General features: G+C 62.9%; 16 protein-coding genes. 9 read left to right on the top strand and 7 right to left on the bottom strand.

Annotated features, from left to right (window positions below; translation table 11 throughout):
• The first annotated feature begins 18 nt into the window (after nucleotides 1-18).
• The 3 genes from BRPE64_RS25065 to BRPE64_RS25075 all read left to right on the top strand — a co-directional run bounded on the left by BRPE64_RS25065 (nucleotide 19) and on the right by BRPE64_RS25075 (nucleotide 3,708).
• The gene (locus BRPE64_RS25065) at nucleotides 19-1,677 is read left to right on the top strand and encodes a GMC family oxidoreductase (protein ID WP_044043664.1); all 1,659 of its coding nucleotides are present in this window, start codon (nucleotides 19-21) and stop codon (nucleotides 1,675-1,677) included.
• Nucleotides 1,678-1,852: 175 nt separating this feature from the next.
• A complete protein-coding gene (locus tag BRPE64_RS25070; RefSeq protein ID WP_016347727.1) occupies nucleotides 1,853-2,767 on the top strand; it encodes a LysR substrate-binding domain-containing protein in 915 nt (304 codons plus the stop codon).
• Between the two features lie 50 nt (nucleotides 2,768-2,817).
• Entirely contained in the window at nucleotides 2,818-3,708 is an 891-nt protein-coding gene (locus BRPE64_RS25075; RefSeq protein ID WP_016347728.1) for a LysR substrate-binding domain-containing protein, read from the top strand.
• 7 nt (nucleotides 3,709-3,715) lie between these two features.
• Here BRPE64_RS25075 and BRPE64_RS25080 read toward each other — a convergent pair whose 3' ends face one another.
• The 4 genes from BRPE64_RS25080 to fae form a co-directional block, all read right to left on the bottom strand.
• Nucleotides 3,716-5,092, bottom strand: a complete 1,377-nt coding sequence (locus tag BRPE64_RS25080) for an MFS transporter (RefSeq protein ID WP_016347729.1) — start codon at nucleotides 5,090-5,092, stop codon at nucleotides 3,716-3,718.
• Between the two features lie 120 nt (nucleotides 5,093-5,212).
• Nucleotides 5,213-6,652 (bottom strand): NAD-dependent succinate-semialdehyde dehydrogenase, encoded by a 1,440-nt coding sequence (locus tag BRPE64_RS25085; RefSeq protein WP_016347730.1) that lies wholly within the window; start codon nucleotides 6,650-6,652, stop codon nucleotides 5,213-5,215.
• Nucleotides 6,649-7,686 carry an aldo/keto reductase gene (locus tag BRPE64_RS25090; protein WP_016347731.1) on the bottom strand — a complete coding sequence of 346 codons (1,038 nt, stop codon included), beginning with the start codon at nucleotides 7,684-7,686 and terminating at the stop codon, nucleotides 6,649-6,651. Before BRPE64_RS25090 ends, BRPE64_RS25085 begins: the two co-directional genes overlap by 4 nt.
• A gap of 13 nt (nucleotides 7,687-7,699) precedes the next feature.
• A complete protein-coding gene (gene fae, locus BRPE64_RS25095; RefSeq protein ID WP_044043239.1) occupies nucleotides 7,700-8,212 on the bottom strand; it encodes a formaldehyde-activating enzyme in 513 nt (170 codons plus the stop codon).
• Nucleotides 8,213-8,549: 337 nt separating this feature from the next.
• On the opposite strand from fae, the gene BRPE64_RS25100 reads away from it, so the two are divergent.
• The 3 genes from BRPE64_RS25100 to bamE all read left to right on the top strand — a co-directional run bounded on the left by BRPE64_RS25100 (nucleotide 8,550) and on the right by bamE (nucleotide 10,438).
• Nucleotides 8,550-9,224, top strand: a complete 675-nt coding sequence (locus tag BRPE64_RS25100; RefSeq protein ID WP_232519322.1) for a 4'-phosphopantetheinyl transferase family protein — start codon at nucleotides 8,550-8,552, stop codon at nucleotides 9,222-9,224.
• Between the two features lie 38 nt (nucleotides 9,225-9,262).
• The gene (locus tag BRPE64_RS25105) at nucleotides 9,263-10,030 is read left to right on the top strand and encodes a phosphatase PAP2 family protein (protein ID WP_044043241.1); all 768 of its coding nucleotides are present in this window, start codon (nucleotides 9,263-9,265) and stop codon (nucleotides 10,028-10,030) included.
• A 186-nt stretch (nucleotides 10,031-10,216) separates the two neighbouring features.
• The gene (gene bamE, locus BRPE64_RS25110) at nucleotides 10,217-10,438 is read left to right on the top strand and encodes an outer membrane protein assembly factor BamE domain-containing protein (protein ID WP_232519323.1); all 222 of its coding nucleotides are present in this window, start codon (nucleotides 10,217-10,219) and stop codon (nucleotides 10,436-10,438) included.
• A 63-nt stretch (nucleotides 10,439-10,501) separates the two neighbouring features.
• On the opposite strand, the gene BRPE64_RS25115 is transcribed toward bamE, so the two are convergent.
• From BRPE64_RS25115 to BRPE64_RS25125, 3 genes are read right to left on the bottom strand one after another with little or no spacing between them, the layout of a single operon-like run.
• A complete protein-coding gene (locus tag BRPE64_RS25115; protein WP_044043243.1) occupies nucleotides 10,502-11,362 on the bottom strand; it encodes an ABC transporter permease in 861 nt (286 codons plus the stop codon).
• A 24-nt stretch (nucleotides 11,363-11,386) separates the two neighbouring features.
• Nucleotides 11,387-12,175: an ABC transporter ATP-binding protein gene (locus tag BRPE64_RS25120; RefSeq protein ID WP_016347737.1), complete on the bottom strand. Its 789-nt coding sequence runs from the start codon at nucleotides 12,173-12,175 to the stop codon at nucleotides 11,387-11,389.
• 10 nt (nucleotides 12,176-12,185) lie between these two features.
• A complete protein-coding gene (locus BRPE64_RS25125; RefSeq protein ID WP_016347738.1) occupies nucleotides 12,186-13,202 on the bottom strand; it encodes an ABC transporter substrate-binding protein in 1,017 nt (338 codons plus the stop codon).
• Nucleotides 13,203-13,407: 205 nt separating this feature from the next.
• On the opposite strand from BRPE64_RS25125, the gene BRPE64_RS25130 reads away from it, so the two are divergent.
• From BRPE64_RS25130 to BRPE64_RS33560, 3 genes are all read left to right on the top strand, one after another.
• Nucleotides 13,408-14,085: a response regulator gene (locus tag BRPE64_RS25130; protein ID WP_016347739.1), complete on the top strand. Its 678-nt coding sequence runs from the start codon at nucleotides 13,408-13,410 to the stop codon at nucleotides 14,083-14,085.
• On the top strand, nucleotides 14,075-15,457 hold the full coding sequence (locus tag BRPE64_RS25135; protein ID WP_044043245.1) for a sensor histidine kinase: 1,383 nt from the start codon (nucleotides 14,075-14,077) through the stop codon (nucleotides 15,455-15,457). Before BRPE64_RS25130 ends, BRPE64_RS25135 begins: the two co-directional genes overlap by 11 nt.
• Nucleotides 15,458-15,752: 295 nt before the next feature.
• On the top strand, nucleotides 15,753-17,507 hold the full coding sequence (locus BRPE64_RS33560) for a carbohydrate-binding protein (protein WP_193788519.1): 1,755 nt from the start codon (nucleotides 15,753-15,755) through the stop codon (nucleotides 17,505-17,507).
• Nucleotides 17,508-17,539: the final 32 nt, after the last annotated feature.

The following is a 17,539-nucleotide window of genomic DNA, read 5'->3' on the forward strand; positions in this document are numbered from 1 at the left end:
ACTGAAGGCATGAAGAGCATGGATTTCGATTACATCATCGTGGGCGCGGGATCGGCGGGCTGTATTCTCGCGGACCGCCTGTCCGAGTCGGGTCAGCATTCGGTCCTGCTGCTCGAAGCGGGCGGCGCGGACAGCTCGTTCTGGTTCAAGGTTCCGGTCGGCTTCACCAAGACCTATTACAACCCGCAGTACAACTGGATGTACTACAGCGAGCCGGAAGCGCAACTCAAGCAGCGCAAGCTGTATTGCCCGCGCGGCAAGGTGCAGGGCGGCTCCGGATCGATCAACGCGATGATCTACGTGCGCGGACAGCCGCACGATTTCGACGACTGGGCGCGCGCGGGCAACCGCGGCTGGGGCTTTCGCGACGTGCTGCCGTATTTCCGCCGCGTCGAATCGCACTGGGCCGGCAACACGGAATATCACGGCGCGGACGGCAAGATCGCTATTTCGTCGATGAAGGACGGCGCGCATGCCATCTGCAAGACGTTCCTGCAAGGCGCGCAGCAGGCAGGCTACGCACTCACCGACGACATCAACGGCCCGCGCTACGAAGGCGCGACCATCTACGACATCAACGCGCGCAACGGCGAGCGTTCGTCGAGCAGCTTCGAGTATCTGCATCCGGCGCTTTCGCGCAAGAACCTGCGCGTGGAGCGCGACGTCACCGTGCATCGCGTGATATTCGATGGCAAGCGCGCAACCGGCGTGATGGCGACGCGCCGGGGCGAAGCGCTGCAATTCCGTGCGAAGCGCGAAGTGATTTTGTCGGCGGGCGCGGTGGATACGCCGAAGCTGCTGCAACTGTCGGGCGTCGGCGAGCGCGCGCTGCTCGCGAAGCATGGCATCGACGTGGTGCACGAGCTTCCCGCCGTCGGCAAGAATTTGCAGGATCACCTGTGCGTGAGCTTCTACTATCGCGCGACAGTCAAGACGCTGAACGACGACCTGCGCTCGCTGTTCGGCAAGGTGAAGGCGGGCCTGCGCTATCTGACAGTGCGCAAGGGCCCGCTCTCGATGAGCGTCAATCAGTCGGGCGGCTTCTTCAAGGGCGACGCGCGCGAAGCCGAGCCGAACATGCAGCTGTATTTCAATCCGCTGTCTTACCGCATTCCGAAGAGCAGCAAGGCGCAACTGGAGCCGGAACCGTATTCGGGCTTTCTGCTGTGCTTCAACCCGTGCCGTCCGACGAGCCGCGGTTCTATCGAGATCGGTTCGAATCGCGTGGAAGACGCCGCGAAGATTCACATCAACGCGCTGACGACCGAGAAAGATTTGCTCGAAGCGGTGCAGGGCAGCAAGCTGATTCGCCGCATCATGGGCACGAGCGCGCTGCGCGGCATCACTGCGGAGGAAATCTCGCCGGGGCCGGATGTCAAGAGCGACGAGGCGCTGCTCGACTATTTCCGCGACCAGTCCGGCTCGATCTACCACTTGTGCGGATCGTGCGCGATGGGGCCGGATGCGGCGACGTCGGTGGTCGATGAACGCTTGCGCGTGCATGGCATCGACAGCCTGCGTATCGTCGATGCGTCGATCTTCCCGAACATCACGTCCGGCAATCTCAATGCGCCGACGATGATGGTCGCCGAGAAAGGCGCCGACATGATCCTCGGCGACGCGCAAGCGGCCGACGCGCGCGCGTCCACTCCGGCGGAGCTCACGGCCGCCGTCTGACCGGAAGCGGCATAATTCGCTTCGATTCGTAAAATGCTGCCGCAGAGCGGCATGCTCCGGCGCGGATGCGGTTAAATGCATCCGTCGTACGCCGGAACCTCCGGTGGAATGAGACCCGGACGCGAGCGCGAAAACGTTCGCCCGGGTCGCGAAGGAGTTCGTCTTGAAGCGAAAAATGCCCGCCCTCAACGCGCTGAGGGCTTTCGAAGTGGCCGGCCACACCGGCAGCTTCACGCGCGCGGCGGAGGTGCTGCACGTCACGCAAAGCGCCGTGAGCCGCCAGGTCCGGCAGCTCGAAACGCAACTCGGCGAAGCGCTGCTGCTGCGCCGTCATCATCATCTGGAATTGTCCGCGACGGGGCGTCTGCTGCTGCAGGCGCTCAAGCTCTCGTTCGACCGCATCGAGCTGACGGTGCGCAGCATCCAGGAAAAGACGCATCTCACGCGTCTGCGCATCAACGTTCCGCCGACCTACGCGAGCCGCTGGCTGATGCCGCGTCTGCAATCGCTGCGCGCGGCGGCGCCCGAACTCGAACTCACCATCACCACGAGCCTGAAGGACGACCTCGTCGAATCGGGCGCGCTCGACTGCGCGATTCGTTTCGGCGACGGCGAATGGGACGGCCTCGACAATCAACTCCTGATGAACGAGCGGCACATCGCGGTGTGCGCGCCCGCGCTGCTCGGCGGGCGCGCGTCGCCGGTGGAAGATCTGAGCGCATTCACGCTGCTGCATGTGCTGGCGAGCAGCGACCAGCGCTATCTCACGTGGCAGCATTGGCTCAAGGCCGCGCATATCGACGATGTGGAACTCAGCGGCGGCTACGAATTCGATCTGCTCGATCACGCGATTCGCGCGGCCGTCGACGGCCTCGGCGTGACGATGGCCGACCGTCACATGATCGCGCACGAATTGCGGCGTGGCACGCTCGTGCCGCTGCGCGATGTCGAAGTGGACGGGCATCAGTCGTACTGGCTCGTCACGCGCACGGGTCAGGACGATGCGCCGCAAGTCGCGCTGTTCCGCGAATGGCTGCATCGGGAGATCGAGGAGCAGGAGCGCGGCTGGCCGTCGCGCGCTCGCGAATAGACTATCCGTGCGCCGCAGCCGCAGCCGCAAAAAATATAAAGGAGACTTCCGTGCGCCGCCTGCCATCTCTCACCGCGTTGCGCTTTTTCGAGGAAAGCGCGCGGCATATGAGCTTCAACAAGTCAGCCACCGCGCTGTGCGTGACGCCGGGCGCGGTCAGCCGGCAGATTCGGCTGCTGGAAGACGCCCTCGGCACGAAGCTGTTCGATCGCGATCACAAAGGCATTCGGCTGACGAAGCAGGGCGAGGAACTGCTCGCGTGTTTGTCGGAGGCATTCGATTCGATCGAGCGCGTGACGCGCGCGCTCTCGGCCGCTAAACGCAATGAGCGTAGCGAGCGCAAGCGCCTGACGGTGACCGCGCCGCCGACCTTCGCGACGCGCTGGCTTTCGCCGCGGCTCGGCTCGCTGATGGACGCCGTGCCCGACATCGATCTTTCCGTGCGCACCGATATCGGCGACGACCGGCATTGCTGCATTCGCTTTGGTCACGAAGCGCGGGCGGATCATCGTTCGGAACTGCTGTTCATCGAGCGGCATGTGCTCGTTGGCGCGATGAAGTTCGCAGGGCAAAGCGTCGAGGCGCTGCTTGCGCGCGTGCCCACGCTGCATGTGCTGCATAACGACGCGCGGCTCACGCTCTGGCCGAACTGGCTCGACGCGGCCGGCTTGTCGCGCGATTACGCCGCAAACGGCATCGAATTCTCGACGCTCGATCAGGCGATCCATGCGGCGCGCGCGGGGTCTGGGCTCGCGGTGGTGGATCGCAACATGATCGCCGATGAATTGCACGATGGCGCGCTGGCGCAGTTGTCGCCGGTGGAATCGACGGGGCCGTATGGCTACTGGCTCGATATCGCGGGTTCGCACGCGGGTGAGGACAGCGTGCAGGCGTTCGCGGAATGGCTGCGCGGCGAGGGAGCGAAAGCCGCGCAGCCGTGAGAGGCGGTTAGCCGCCGCTTGCCTGATTCAGCGTGAGATGCTTCGTCTCCGGCGCCCACGCAATCGACACGATCATCCCGACGAGCAGCACGGCGGCGAGCGCGAGCATGGTCATCTGAACGCCGATCTGCGCGATGCCGACCGGCAGCAGGAACGTCCCCACCGCCGATCCGAGCCGGCTGCATGCAATCGACAAGCCGACGCCGCACGCGCGCGCCTCGGTCGGAAAGCACTCGGGCGGAAACACGCCGACCAGGTTCGAGAACGCCGACATCGTCAACGTGAAGATGCCGAACGCGACGATCATCCCGCCATTCGCCGATGACGGCAACGCTGCCAGCGCAATCAGCGAGAAGCAGCACACCGCGAACGAACCGATCAGGAACGAGCGCCGCGACAGTTTGATCGTGAGCCAGATGCCGAGCAGCGCGCCGAGCACGAGAAAGGCGTTCAGCAGCAGATCGGCGCCCGAGCCTTCCGGCAGACGGATCGCCGTGAGAATGCTCGGCAGGAACGTGTAGATCGCGAAGTACGGAATCACGAGGCACACGAAAAACGCGCAGTTGAACAGCGTGCGGCGAATCAGGTCCGGCTTGAAGAGACGCGCAAAACCGCCCGCCGGGGCGAAGTGCTCGCCGGCATCGGCGTCGAGCGTCACGTTCGGACCGAAGTGCTTGCGCACGATGCGCAACGCTTCATCCACGCGGCCTTGACCCAGCAGCCAGCGCGGCGACTCCGGCGTGCCGATGCGCAGGATCAGCACGAGAAACGCCGGCACGCCTGCGGAGGCGAGCAGCCAGCGCCATGCATCGGGCGATGCATCGGCGTAATGCATGCCGAGCACGTTGGCGATCACGTAGCCGATAGTCCAGATCACGCTGAACGAGCCGAGCAGCGTGCCGCGATGCTTGCGCGGCGAAAACTCGGCGAGAATCGCGTGCCCGACGGCGAAATCGCCGCCCATGCCGAAGCCGATCAAAACGCGCAAGCCGACGAGCATCGCGGGCGTCGTCGCATAGAACTGCGCGAACGCCGCTGCGGTGATGATGACGAAGCTCAGCAGGAAAATTTTCTGGCGGCCGAGTTTGTCGGAGAGCCAGCCGAACACGAGACTGCCGATGAAAATGCCGATCAGCGCCGACGAACCGAGCAGGCCCATCCAGAACGCATCGAGCGGAATCTGCCGGTTCAGCGACGACAGCGCATAACCGATGGTGCCCAGCGCATAACCTTCCGTGAAATGCGCGCCGAATGTCAGGCCCGCGATCTTCACGTGGAAGCGGTTCAGCGGCACATCGTCGAGCGCGACGCGGTCGTGCGTCGCGTTGAAGGGCGCGGCCGCGTGCGGCGCGAGCGCCTGCGGGCTCAGGCTTTGAGTATCCAAGAGTATCTCCTCCACTTCGAGTGGAGCGGCGCATGAAGCACCGCTTGAAAGCCGCGCACGCGATGGTCTTGTCGTTCGTGCGTGCGCGGTGAGGGACGTCGAGCGACGACGAGCGATGAATCAGCGGCCGAGGCCGGCCATCATCATGTACTTGAGCTCCATGTATTCGTCGAGCCCGTACTTCGATCCTTCGCGGCCCAGTCCCGATTGCTTCACGCCGCCGAAGGGCGCGACTTCCGTCGAGATGATGCCTTCGTTGATGCCGACCATGCCGCTCTCCAGCGCCTCCGCGACGCGCCACGCGCGGCCGAGATCGCGCGTGTAGAAGTACGCGGACAGGCCGAAGGGCGTGTCGTTGGCGGCGGCGATCACCTCGTCTTCCGTCGCGAAGCGGAAGCACGCGGCCACCGGACCGAAGGTTTCTTCATCGGCGATCAGCATGGAAGGCGTTGCATCGGCGAGCACCGTCGGCTCGTAAAAGGTGCCGCCGAGCGCGTGCGGCTTGCCGCCGGTGAGGATCTTCGCGCCCTTGTTCACAGCATCGGCGACGTGCGTCTGCACCTTCTTCAGCGCGGCCTCGTTAATAAGCGGCCCCTGATCGAACGGACCTTCGAGGCCGTTGCCCACGCGCATCGCGTGCACGGCGCGCGTCAGGGCTTGCGTGAAGGCATCGTAGACGCCGTCCTGCACATAGAAGCGATTCACGCACACGCACGTCTGCCCTGTGTTGCGGAACTTCGAGGCGATCGCGCCTTGCACGGCGGCGTCGATGTCGGCGTCGTCGAACACGATGAACGGCGCGTTGCCGCCGAGTTCGAGCGAAAGCTTTTTGAGCGTATCCGCCGATTGCTTCGCGAGCAGCTTGCCGACGCGCGTCGAGCCTGTGAACGACAGCTTGCGCACATCCGGCGATTCGGTCAGCACCGCGCCGATGGCAACGGCATCGCCCGACACGATGTTGAACACGCCCGCCGGAATGCCCGCTTCTTCGGCCAGCACCGCGAGCGCGAAGGCGGACAACGGCGTCTCTTCGGACGGCTTGAGCACCATCGTGCAGCCTGCGGCGAGTGCGGGGCCGGCTTTGCGCGTGATCATCGCGAGCGGGAAATTCCACGGCGTGATTGCCGCGACGACGCCAACCGGCTCGCGCGTGACGATGATCTTCGAATTCGGCTTCGGACTGGGAATGACATCGCCGTAACTGCGCTTCGCTTCTTCCGCGAACCATTCGAAGAAGCTCGCCGCGTAGGCGACTTCACCGAGCGCCTCGGCAAGCGGCTTGCCTTGCTCGCGCGTCAGCAATTCGGCGAGCGTGTTGCGGTTGGCGAGCATCAGTTCGCCCCAACGCTTCACGCGTGCGCCGCGCTCCTTCGCGCTCAATGCGCGCCACGCGGGAAACGCGCGTTTTGCGGCATCGATGGCAAGCCGCGTTTCCGCGCCGCCGCCATGCGCGACGTTCGCGATGACTTCGCCCGTCGCGGGATTGCGCACCGGATACGTGCTCGCGCTTTCGCGCCAGGTTCCGTCGATGTAATGCGTCGTTCGCAACAAGTCGTTCATGCCGCGCGCTCCAGTGCGTTGTCGAAGACGCCTTGCGCCGGACGCGCCTCGCGCGCGATGCGCCGTCCCGCTGTGTAGTCGTTGATCAGATCGCACGGCGTGTAGTTGCGATCGAGTTCGTGGAGTTCGTCGTCGCTGAGCTTGGTTTCGAGCGCGGCGAGCGCGCTGTCGAACTGCGCCGCCGAATCCGCGCCGACGAGCATGCTCGCCACGCCCGGCCGGTTCAGCACCCACGCCTGCGCGATCTGCGCCGCCGGCACGCCGCGCCGCGCCGCCACGCGCGCTACCGATGCCGCCATCTCTTGCGATGCGCGGTCGCCGTACATTTGCGCGGTGAAGAAATCGGTCTGATTGCGCGTGGATTTCGCATCCGATGTGAGCAGGCCGCGCGCGAGCGGGCTGAACACCGACACGCCGACGCCCTGATCGATGCAGTAGGGAATCATCTCGCGCTCTTCTTCACGATACGCGGCGTTCAGTTGCAACTGCATGTTGATCGGCTTGTGCCAGCCGTGGCGCTCGCACGCTTGCATGATCTTCGCGAACTGCCAGGTGTACATCGTCGATACGCCGATATAGCGCGCCTTGCCCGCGCGCACGATATCGTCGAGCGCGCCCATCGTTTCCTCGACGGGCGTGTTCACGTCGAAGTAATGCAGCATGTAGATATCGACGTAATCCATGCCGAGACGCGTGAGCGACCCGTCGATGCCATCCATGATGTGTTTGCGCGAATGGCCGCCCGCGTTCGGATGGTTCGCCATGTCGTAGCCGACCTTGGTCGTCACGACGACTTCTTCGCGCTTGACGAGCCGCTTCAGAATGCGGCCGACAACCTCCTCGCCGACGCCCGTCGAATAGAAATCCGCCAGATCGATGAAATTCACGCCGGCGTCGAGCGCGTGCTTCACGATCGGCTCGCTTTGCGCTTCGTCGAAAATCCAGGGCTTCCATTGCGGCGTGCCCATGTTCATCGTGCCGAGGCACAGACGCGAAACCTTGAGGCCGGACTGGCCGAGACGTACGTATTCCATGTGCGGCAACTCCTCAGCGCGCCTTCGGCGTGTAGAACGGGTTCGAGACTTCGCGCGCGGCCTTGAACACGGCGTCCTTGCGCGGCAGGCCTTCCATCGCGGCGATGATCGCGTTCTTGCACGCGCGATAGTTGTTCTCGAAGACGGCATCGAGATCGTCGGTTTTCGGATTGACCCAGTTCGCCGACACGACAACCCAGTCGTTCTCGGCTTCGGGCGGCAGCGTGCCGTTTTCGAGCGACTCGGCGACCGCTTTCGCGATACCCGCCTGCGATGCGCCCCAGGTCGCGTTGCCGTGGAAATCGCCGTCGATCTGCGCCTTGTTGACGTAGAGCGTGAGCGGCTTGGTCGGCACGCCCGGCTGCGCGATCACGACGAACGGCGCGTGACCGGCGGACGGCGTCGCGAGCGCGGTGGCGAACGCCTGACCGGCCGGGCCGTTGCGCGGTCCGACCAGCACGTTGATGTGGGCGAGATTCACGCCGGGGCCTTCGAAGCCTTCGCCGATGAACAGATTCTTTTCCATGAACTCCAATCCTTTGCGTTACGTTGAAGATGCAAGGATTCTGCGGCGGGCTTCGCGCGAAGAGGAATCGAGGATTTTTGAGGGCGGCGTTGAAGAAAGCTCAACTCGGGGTTGACCCGTAGGCGGATTGTTTCGCTCTGCGCGCAAATCCGCGCGGCTTACAGTTTCCTAAGCGTCCCATAAGGTTGCCGCCCGACAATGGTCGCTTGTCCCTGAATGCGGAGCGTTTCGGCGCGTGCGAATCGCGAATCGCGAATTGCGAATTGCGAATTGCGAATTGCGAATTGCGAATCGCGCGCCGCGATCCCGCTCGACGCGCACGCCCGCCACCGATCGCATGTCCATTCATCTCGCCGCCGATGCCGCCTGGCATCACTCCGATCTCGCCAAGGCGCGCGTGCGGGTCCATGCGCCGCCCGCGCCGGGCGAGGTCTGTCTGTGGCTCGTGCCGAGCGAGTTCCGCTTTGCGTCGGCGTCCAATATCGGGAGCTGGCTTTCGGTGGCGGAGCGCAAACGCGCGCGGCTGCATCCGAATTCGGCGCTCGGGCGGCGCTTCAGCGTGGCGCGCGCGACCTTGCGCCTCGTGCTCTCGCATATGTTCGACTGCGCGCCCAACGACGTGACTGTCGAGGACGAACCCGACGAGCGCATTGTCGTGACCAATCCGCGGGGCGACGGCGCCATTCATGTCGATGTTGCGTATTCGGGCATCTGGATCGTGATTGCGGTGGCATCGGCGAGAATAGGGCTGGGCGTAGCCGTCGAGCCTGCCGGCCCGCACGATGTCGACGCCCGCAACGCGCTCTGGAGCGAGGCGGCGCGCATTGGCCGGGCGCGCGCGGAACGCAGCGAGGCGCGCGCAGCCGATGGCCCGCCGCAATGGCAAGGCCTCACGCTGCCGATGCCCGGCGGCATCTGCGGCGTGCTCGCCGTGGACCGGGCCGTCGCGCACGTTAAGGCGTTCGGCTGGGAGCGTTCGCTCGAAGCGGAAGGGCGCGCGCTCGCATCGTGAGTTCGTGCGGGCGCGGCACAACATCGGAGAATCGTCACATGGATTACAACGCGCTCGCGCAGCGCCACGCGATGGCGATCATCGCGATCGTGCTTCTCGCCGTTCCTGTCGCGGCGGGCTGCGCGTGGCGATGGTCGGCGCGCGAACGGCGCTCGTCCGCGACGGCCGTCGCGCTCGCGGCGTTCGTGCCAGTCGCGTTCGGCGTGTCGGTGTACGTCGCGATCGCGATGCGTATTGCGCACGGCTCGGCGTTTTCATCGGCGGATCAGTTGCTGCTCGACGCCGTGCGCGACGGCACGCCCGCCCTCGCCGCGCGCTGGTTCGCGCGCGTCACGCATCTCGGCGACCCGCCGTTGCTCGCGCTGCTTTGCGCGCTCATGTGCGCGACGCTCGTTCTCACGCGGCGGTTCGGACTCGCGGTGTATTTCGCGGCGGTCACGAGCGCGGGCGGCCTGCTCAATCAGGCGCTCAAGGCGATGATGCGCCGCGACCGGCCCACCGGCTCGACGGTTCCGCTGCCCGACAGCTTCGCGTTTCCGAGCGGCCACACGTTCGGTTCGATCGTCTGCTACGGCATGTGCGCGTATGTGCTGTTGCGCCTCGCGCCGACGCGCTGGGATCCGCTTATCGTCGCGCTGGCGTGTTTCATCGTGCTGGTCATCGGCACGAGCCGCGTCGTGATGGGCGTGCATTTTCCCGGCGACGTGATCGGCGGATTCGCGTCGGGCGGCGCGTGGCTGGCCGCGTGCATCGGCGCGGCGGAAGTGCTGCGGCGGCGCGCGCGGCCCGGTTCGGTCGTCGGCTGAACTGACGCCAAGCAGCAGTTTCGGATTGTGGCGATTGAGCGGCGCATCGCGCATCGATACTCTTCAGGTTTTCCCTGGACTGAATCGATGCTGCCGCTGAAATCACGCGTAGTAATGGCTGTGTGTTGTTTGCTCTCCGTGTTCGCCGGTTGTGCGTTTCACGCCGACCCGGACCCGAAAGAAGTCATGAGCCGCGTGCGCGTCGGCATGACGAAAGACGATGTCGTCGACCGCCTCGGCCCGCCCGACGACAATTGGGGACCGGTGTATTCCGAGTGCAGCGAGTACGGATTCGGCAAGACGAACGCCGACCGTTACGCGATCTACTTCAACAATCAGCGCCGCGTGATTTACAGCGAACATGCAGCGTGCAATCTGAATCGTTCGCGCGCGCTCGGTACTCGCTGACCGCCACAAAGACAAACCCCACGCATTGCGTGGGGTTTGTTGTTTTTATCGTGTAGAAACAGATCAATTCGCCGTGGGCCGCCACTTCAGCAGGCGATGCTCCACGGCTGTCAGCAAGTAGTCCGCCGCGAGCGCAACGACCGCGAGCACGATCATCGCGGCAAATACGCCGCTTGCGTTGAACGCGCCTTGCGCCGTCGAGATCAGCAGGCCGATGCCCTGCTTCGAACCGAGAAACTCGCCGACCACCGCGCCGACCAGCGCGAAGCCGAAGCTCACGTGCAGGCTCGCGAGAATCCACGAGAGCGCGGACGGAATCACGACCGATGTCGTCACCTGACGCCGCGACGCGCCGAGAATCTGCGCATTCGCGATCATGTAGCGATCCGCTTCGCGCACGCCCTGAAACGCATTCGCGAACACGACGAAAAACACCATCACGACCGCGAGCGCCACTTTCGACGCCATGCCGAGACCGAGCGCGATCACGAACACCGAGCCGAGCACGACACGCGGAATTGAATTGGCGATCTTGATATAGATGCTGAACACATCCGACAAGAGCTTGTTGCGGCCGAGCACGATGCCGCAAAACACGCCCGCCACCGACCCGATGATGAAGCCCAGGCCCGTCTCCTCCAGCGTGACCCAGACTTGCGTGAGCAGCGGCCCTTGCGAGGTGCCGTCGACGAACCATTCGACGATCTGATCGAAGATGGCCGAGGGCATCGAGAAGAAGAACGGGTCGATCCAGTGAAGGCGCGCGGACAGTTCCCAGCCGCCGAGCACGAAAACGAGCACCGCGATCCGCAAACCGATGACGAGCGCGTGGCGCTGCTTGATGCGCTTCTGCGCTTCACGTTCGACGCGCGCGAGCGTGCCGGGATCGATGCCCGCGGGCATTGTTTGTTGAGGCGTTGACATGTGTGGGGTTCCTCTCGAACGGGTTCAACCGATCTGCACTTCTTCGCGCAAGTCGTGCCAGATATCGCGCGAAATTTCGATGAAGTGCGGGTGATAGCGAATTTCCGACGTGATGCGCGGACGCGGCAGGTCGATCTCGTAGACCTTCTTGAGCGTCGCGGGGCGCGCGGTCAGCACGAACACGCGGTCCGCCAGCGCGATCGCTTCTTCGAGATCGTGCGTGACGAACACGACCGAGCCCGCGTTCGCCGACCACAGTTGCAGCAACTCGTCCTGCATTAGCGTGCGCGTCTGCATGTCGAGCGCGGAGAACGGCTCGTCCATCAACAGGATTTCCGGCTTGTTGATGAACGTCTGCGCGAGCGCCACGCGCTTTCGCATGCCGCCCGACAACTGATGCGGATAGTGCTTGCCGAACTTGTCGAGGCCGACGCGGCGCAGCCATTCCTGGGCTTCGTCGTAGGCCGCGGACTTCGAACGGCCGCGATAGAGCGGACCCGCCGCGACGTTGTCGAGCACCGAGCGCCACGGAAACACGGCATCGGCCTGAAACACGAAGCCGATGCGCGGATCGATGCCGTCGACGGGCTGGCCCATCACGCGCACTTCGCCCGTCGTCGGCTTGAGGAGGCCCGTGATCATGCTGAGCGTCGTGGACTTGCCGCAGCCGGTCGGACCGACGATCGCGACGAACTCGCCGCGCGCCACCGACATGCTGAAGTCGCGCAGCGCGACGGTGGCCTTGCCGTCCGGCGAAATGAAGCGGCACGAGACGTGACGCAGTTCGATAGCCGGTTGTGTCGTCTGGTTCATCGTGCGCGCCTCACTTGGATGCCGTTGCCGTGCCCGACAGATATTCGTTCGAATACGTGCGCGCGAGGTCGATATGCTTGCCCTTCACCGAAGGATTGAACGCGGCGAGCACCTTCAGCACGGTTTCCGGACCATCGGCGGGCATCTTGCCGTCCTTCGTGAACATCGGCATCGAGGCCTTCAGCGCGGCCACGTACAGGTCCTTGTTCTTCGCGTAATAGTCCTTCGGCATCTTCTCGGTGATCTGCTCGGCGCTATGCGTCGCGATGAAGTTCAGCGTCTTCGCGAATGCGCGCGAGAGCTTCGCGGCGTCCGCCTTGTGCGATTCCGCCCACGCGCGCTGCACATAGAAGCTCGATGCCGGATACGTGCCGCCCAGCGCGGCGCGCGTGCCCTCGAGCGTGCGCATATCGACGAGCACCTTCGCGTCGCCGGTCTTCAGCAACTGCGAGACGGTCGGCTCGGTGGTCATGCCTGCATCGATACGCTCCTGCTTAACTGCCGCAATGAAGCTCGCGTCGGCGCCCACCGGCAGCAGCGTGTATTCCTTCGAACTCACGCCGGCGCGCTGCGCGAGATATTGCGTGAGAAAGCTCGTCGACGAACCGAGGCCGGTCACGCCGAGCGTCTTGCCCTTCACATCGGCCATGCTCTTGAACTTGTCGGCGGCTTTGGTCGAAACCATTTCCACTTCGCCCGGCACCTGGCCGAAGATCACGAGCGCCTGCACTTCCTTGCCCTTGCTTTGCAGGTCGATGGTGTGATCGTAGAAGCCGACGACGCCTTGCACCGCGCCGGCAAGCAGCTCGTTCTCGGCATCGACGCCGGCGGGCTGCGAGAGAATTTCGACATCGAGCCCTTCGTCCTTGAAGTAGCCGAGTTGTTCGGTCAGCTTCGCGGGCAGATAGATGATCTTGGTCGCGCCGCCGACCATGATCGAGATCTTCTCGGCGTGAGCGGACGCGGAAGCGGCCGCGAGGGCGAAGGCAATACCGGATACAGCAGCGATCTGGCGCAGGGTACGCATCAGGAGTCTCCTTGTTCTGGGCCTTCGAGCATGAGCGGCCCGCTTTTCGAATGTGTGCGGCGATTATAGAAAGGCGAAACCTTCTGCCAGCTTTCTGGCGCGATGGCAAAACATGGGTGTTAACCCGATGCGCCTTCGCGTGACGAGACGTCCTACAATCGCGCGCTATGCCGCACACGAGCGCACTGTCGTTACGCACCCCGCCATGAAGCTGCTCCTGATAGAAGACAATCCGACGCTCTCGCTCTGGCTCGCGAAAATGCTGGAGCGGGAGTCGTTCGCGCTCGAAGCGGTGCAGGACGGCGAATCCGCCGATCATCTTCTGCGCACGAATCACTACGATGTCGTGCTGCTCGATCTGAACCTGCCGCGTCTGTCCGGCAAGAACGTGCTGCGCAGATTGCGCCAGCGCGGCGACGCGACGCCGGTGATGATTCTCACGGCGAGCGGTTCCATCGACGAAAAAGTGGAGCTGCTCGGCGCGGGCGCGGATGACTATCTGGTCAAGCCGTTCGAAGTGCGCGAACTCGTTGCGCGCGTGAAGGTGATGATCCGGCGGCGCACGTCGGCGACGGCGAACGAAGTTGCGTGCGGCGATCTCGTGTTCGACATCGACACGCGCCAGTTCACGCTGAAGGGCGCGCCGCTCAACGTGACGCCGCGCGAGCGCAGCGTGCTCGAAGCGCTGATATTGCGTCTCGGCAAAACGGTCTCGAAGGCCGCGCTGCTCGATGCGATCTTCACGCACGAAGACAGCCCGAGCGAGGATGCGCTCGAAATCTATGTGTCGCGTCTGCGCAAGAAGCTCGATGGCAGCACGGCGGCGATCGTCACGTTGCGCGGGCTTGGCTATCTGTTGCGCAAGAAGGACGATGACCAATAGCCTGCGCATTCGTCTCCTGTGGTGGGTGCTGGTGCCGCTCGCGATCTACGTGTTCGTGACCGGCAAGGCCGCCTACGACAACGCGCGCCACACCGCCGATCTCGTGCAGGAAAATACGCTGCTCGCTTCCGCGCGAATGATCGCGGGCGAAGTGGAATGGTCGGACGGCCGCTTGCTCGTCGATATTCCGCCGGCCGCACTCGAAGTATTCGCATCGCCGCAGGGCGATCAGGTCTTCTACAACGTGAGCGTCGACGATGGCCGCCTGCTCGCGGGCGCGCCCGATTTTCCCGTGAAGCGGACGAGCGCCGGTTACGACACGCCCACGTATTACGACGCCGATCTCAACGGCAAGTCGATACGCGCGGTCGGCTATGTGCGTCAGATGTACGACAACGGCGCGATTCGCCGCGTGCTCGTATCGGTCGGCAAAACGCAGGCTTCGCGCGATGCGATGATCCGCGAACTGTGGCGTCCGCAACTCGTGCGGCAGATCGAAATGGTGCTGCTTGCCGTGGCGCTTACGTGCATCGGCCTGACGTTCGAATTGCGTCCGCTGCTGAAAGTGAAGGACGAGGTCATGGACCGCGATCCGATGCAGCTCGAACCGTTGCGGGTCGAGCGTTTGCATACGGAACTGCGGCCTATCGTCGAAGCGATCAACCAGTGCATCGCGCGGCTTGGGTTGCAGGTGGCGGCGCAGCGGCGCTTCATCGCGGATGCGGCGCATCAGTTGCGCACGCCGCTCACGCTGCTCGAGACGCAATTGCAGTTTGCGCGGCAACACGTCGCGATGGAGCCGTCGCTTTCCGAGGCGCTGGCGGCCATGCAGCGCAGTAACCGGTCGATGGTCGGTCTCACGAACAAGCTGCTGTTGCTCGCGCAAGCGGAAGCCGCGGATTACACGCAGCTCGCGAAGCAGAAGGTCGATCTCGCCGCGATTGCGCAGAACGTGATCGAGGATCTCGCCATGTTCGCGCAGAAGCGCGAGATCGATCTCGGCGCGGAGCTGGTCGAATCGGCGTGGATGATCGGGCATGAGGCGTTGTTGTCGGCGCTTGTTTATAACGTCGCTGAGAACGCGATTCGCTATACGCAGGCGGGCGGGCATGTGACGGTCGCCGTTGCGCGGGATGCGCAACGGGTCACGCTTACTGTGACCGACGATGGTCCGGGTATTCCTGCCGAAGCTCGAAGTCGTGTGTTCGAGCCGTTTTATCGCGCGGCGACGGAGACTGAGGGGACGGGGCTGGGGCTGTCGATTGCGCGGGAGATCGTGCTGGCGCATCGGGGGGAGATTTGGCTGGGTCAACCTGAACATCCGGCGCGTGGGGTGCTGGTCACGGCGACGTTCGAAAGCAATCAGAATTGAAACGACAACGGTCGGTCGAAGGCGATGGATCTCGCGATGGTGCAGAAATTTCAAGCGCCGAAGCGAGGCTTGGCTTAATCCCCCGTCGACGCGAAGTTGGACGCCTTCTTATGGGCGGTTTTCGTTGCGCGAGGTTTTTCGAAATTGCCTAAAGGCAATCAGCGGCAATTTCAAGAGGGGGAAATAGAAAGGTTTGGGAAAATTATGTAATGAACATTTCATTTTGATTTCATGTTGAAAATATACTTCTCCCACCATGCGCGAGGGCGTGTGGTCAGTCATAAAGGAGAAGAAGGTGAAAAGTCTGAGGGGTCTAGCGTTAGCTTTTTTATCAGGATTACTTATTAGTGGATGTGGAGACGGTAGCAGCACCAGCGCGATCAGTTCCACGGCCAAGACGTCTGTCGAGCAATCCGTCGCGCAGGACAAGTCCACGGTGAAGGGCTACGCGTTATCGACGGTTATTTGGGATCGCTTGCCGATCGGTGTTTGCTGGAACCTGAGCAATACAGAGTTCGCACAAACTTCCGCAGAGCGCAACTGGACTCGTCTCGCGATCCAGGAAACTTGGGAGCAGCATTCAGGCGTCGAATTTTCCGGTTGGCAGCAATGCACGAACGATCCGAACTATTACGGCATTCGGATTTCGGTCGAGGACATTGACGGCGGCGCGCCGCACACCATGGGCCTGGGTGCGATGCTGAACAACGCTCAAGGGGGAATGGCGCTCAATTTCACTTTCAAGAACTGGAGCCCGAGTTGCCAAGGGCGTGAGGAATATTGCATTCGCCGGATCGCCGCGCACGAATTCGGTCACGCGCTGGGTTTTGCGCATGAGCAGAATCGGCCAGATACGCCGTCATCGTGTATCGAGCCCGCGCAGGGCACCCGTGGCGACACGATGGTCGGCTTGTGGGATCTCGCGTCGATCATGAATTACTGCAACCCGCAGTGGAATGGCGACGGCAAACTGAGCGCCACCGACATCGAGATGGCGCAGAAGTTTTACGGCCCACATAAGGACACGGAAAGCGTCTTCGTTATGAAGCGCGTGGCGAGTCCTGCGAAGATCACAGAGTACGACCTGAACACGCGCGCCGAGGTGTCGACGATTAATCTCGATTTCGGAAGCGGGGACGACTACGTTCGAAGGATGTTCGCGAGTCCGGATCAAAAGCGGCTCTATTTCGAACTGGCGATCGCATCGCAACCCGGTTTGCAGGAAAAAGGCGCGCAATCGAGCGTGTTGATTGCATACGATATTGCTTCGCGTGCGATTGCCTGGAACGTCCGTTTGAGCCGCACGGCATCCATTGAACTGAGAGTTTCGCCGGATAATTCGCAAATCTATTACGCGGCGGACAACACGATAAGTGTGATCAATGCTGAGGACGGCAAGGTCGGCAACGTGATGACTTTCCCGGCTTACTACTCGGTCAAGGCCCTCGACACGACGCCCGACGACAACGATACGGTCTACGTTCTTGCGAGCACCTCCGGCACGCAGCAGAACATTCTGCGCGTGAACATGAAGACGAAGAGCGTGATGACTTCGTTTGCAGCTGGACAATTGCCGTCCAGGGACTATCACGTCCTCGCTGTGACGCCGGACGGAAAGCGCGCTGTCTACATGAAGCCCGTCTCGAATCTCGGCGGATCGAACATGTCGGAAATGGACTTGTCGAATGGCAAGATAAGGCAGTTGCCGGGTGGCGAACCGTACAAGTCAGTCAATAATCTGCAGGCGACCAACAATCACCAAGTCGTGTTCGTCGACAATAACGAGTACAACGTCGCCCCGGTCATCTTTTACGATCTGGACACAGGCGGGAAAGTCTGGGCTGAATCGAACAGGAAGTTGATTCCGGAAATTCAGTATGACGCAAAAACGCAGTCCGTTTTCCTGATGAGCGATTTGAAAGACACAGTCGAGCAGTTGGTGCCGCAAGGCGATGGTACCTACAAAAATATCGATTTCGGGTTTACGGCCTTCACAGAAGACGTGATATGGAAACCCATGGCAGCGCCCTTTGTCTTCGTGAGGCGTTGATCGACAGTTGAGTTAGTTGGACAAACGAGGCG

The sequence above is a fragment of the Caballeronia insecticola genome (assembly GCF_000402035.1).
In the GTDB taxonomy this organism is placed as follows: domain Bacteria; phylum Pseudomonadota; class Gammaproteobacteria; order Burkholderiales; family Burkholderiaceae; genus Caballeronia; species Caballeronia insecticola.

Excerpts from the sequence above, each read along its gene's own strand:
- BRPE64_RS25065 (WP_044043664.1), top strand. The coding sequence starts at position 19 with ATGGATTTCGATTACATCATCGTGGGCGCGGGATCGGCGGGCTGTATT.
- BRPE64_RS25070 (WP_016347727.1), top strand. The coding sequence starts at position 1,853 with ATGCCCGCCCTCAACGCGCTGAGGGCTTTCGAAGTGGCCGGCCACACC.
- BRPE64_RS25085 (WP_016347730.1), bottom strand. The coding sequence starts at position 6,652 with ATGAACGACTTGTTGCGAACGACGCATTACATCGACGGAACCTGGCGC.
- BRPE64_RS25090 (WP_016347731.1), bottom strand. The coding sequence starts at position 7,686 with ATGGAATACGTACGTCTCGGCCAGTCCGGCCTCAAGGTTTCGCGTCTG.
- fae (WP_044043239.1), bottom strand. The coding sequence starts at position 8,212 with ATGGAAAAGAATCTGTTCATCGGCGAAGGCTTCGAAGGCCCCGGCGTG.
- BRPE64_RS25100 (WP_232519322.1), top strand. The coding sequence starts at position 8,550 with ATGTCCATTCATCTCGCCGCCGATGCCGCCTGGCATCACTCCGATCTC.
- BRPE64_RS25105 (WP_044043241.1), top strand. The coding sequence starts at position 9,263 with ATGGATTACAACGCGCTCGCGCAGCGCCACGCGATGGCGATCATCGCG.
- bamE (WP_232519323.1), top strand. The coding sequence starts at position 10,217 with ATGAGCCGCGTGCGCGTCGGCATGACGAAAGACGATGTCGTCGACCGC.
- BRPE64_RS25115 (WP_044043243.1), bottom strand. The coding sequence starts at position 11,362 with ATGTCAACGCCTCAACAAACAATGCCCGCGGGCATCGATCCCGGCACG.
- BRPE64_RS25120 (WP_016347737.1), bottom strand. The coding sequence starts at position 12,175 with ATGAACCAGACGACACAACCGGCTATCGAACTGCGTCACGTCTCGTGC.
- BRPE64_RS25125 (WP_016347738.1), bottom strand. The coding sequence starts at position 13,202 with ATGCGTACCCTGCGCCAGATCGCTGCTGTATCCGGTATTGCCTTCGCC.
- BRPE64_RS25130 (WP_016347739.1), top strand. The coding sequence starts at position 13,408 with ATGAAGCTGCTCCTGATAGAAGACAATCCGACGCTCTCGCTCTGGCTC.
- BRPE64_RS25135 (WP_044043245.1), top strand. The coding sequence starts at position 14,075 with ATGACCAATAGCCTGCGCATTCGTCTCCTGTGGTGGGTGCTGGTGCCG.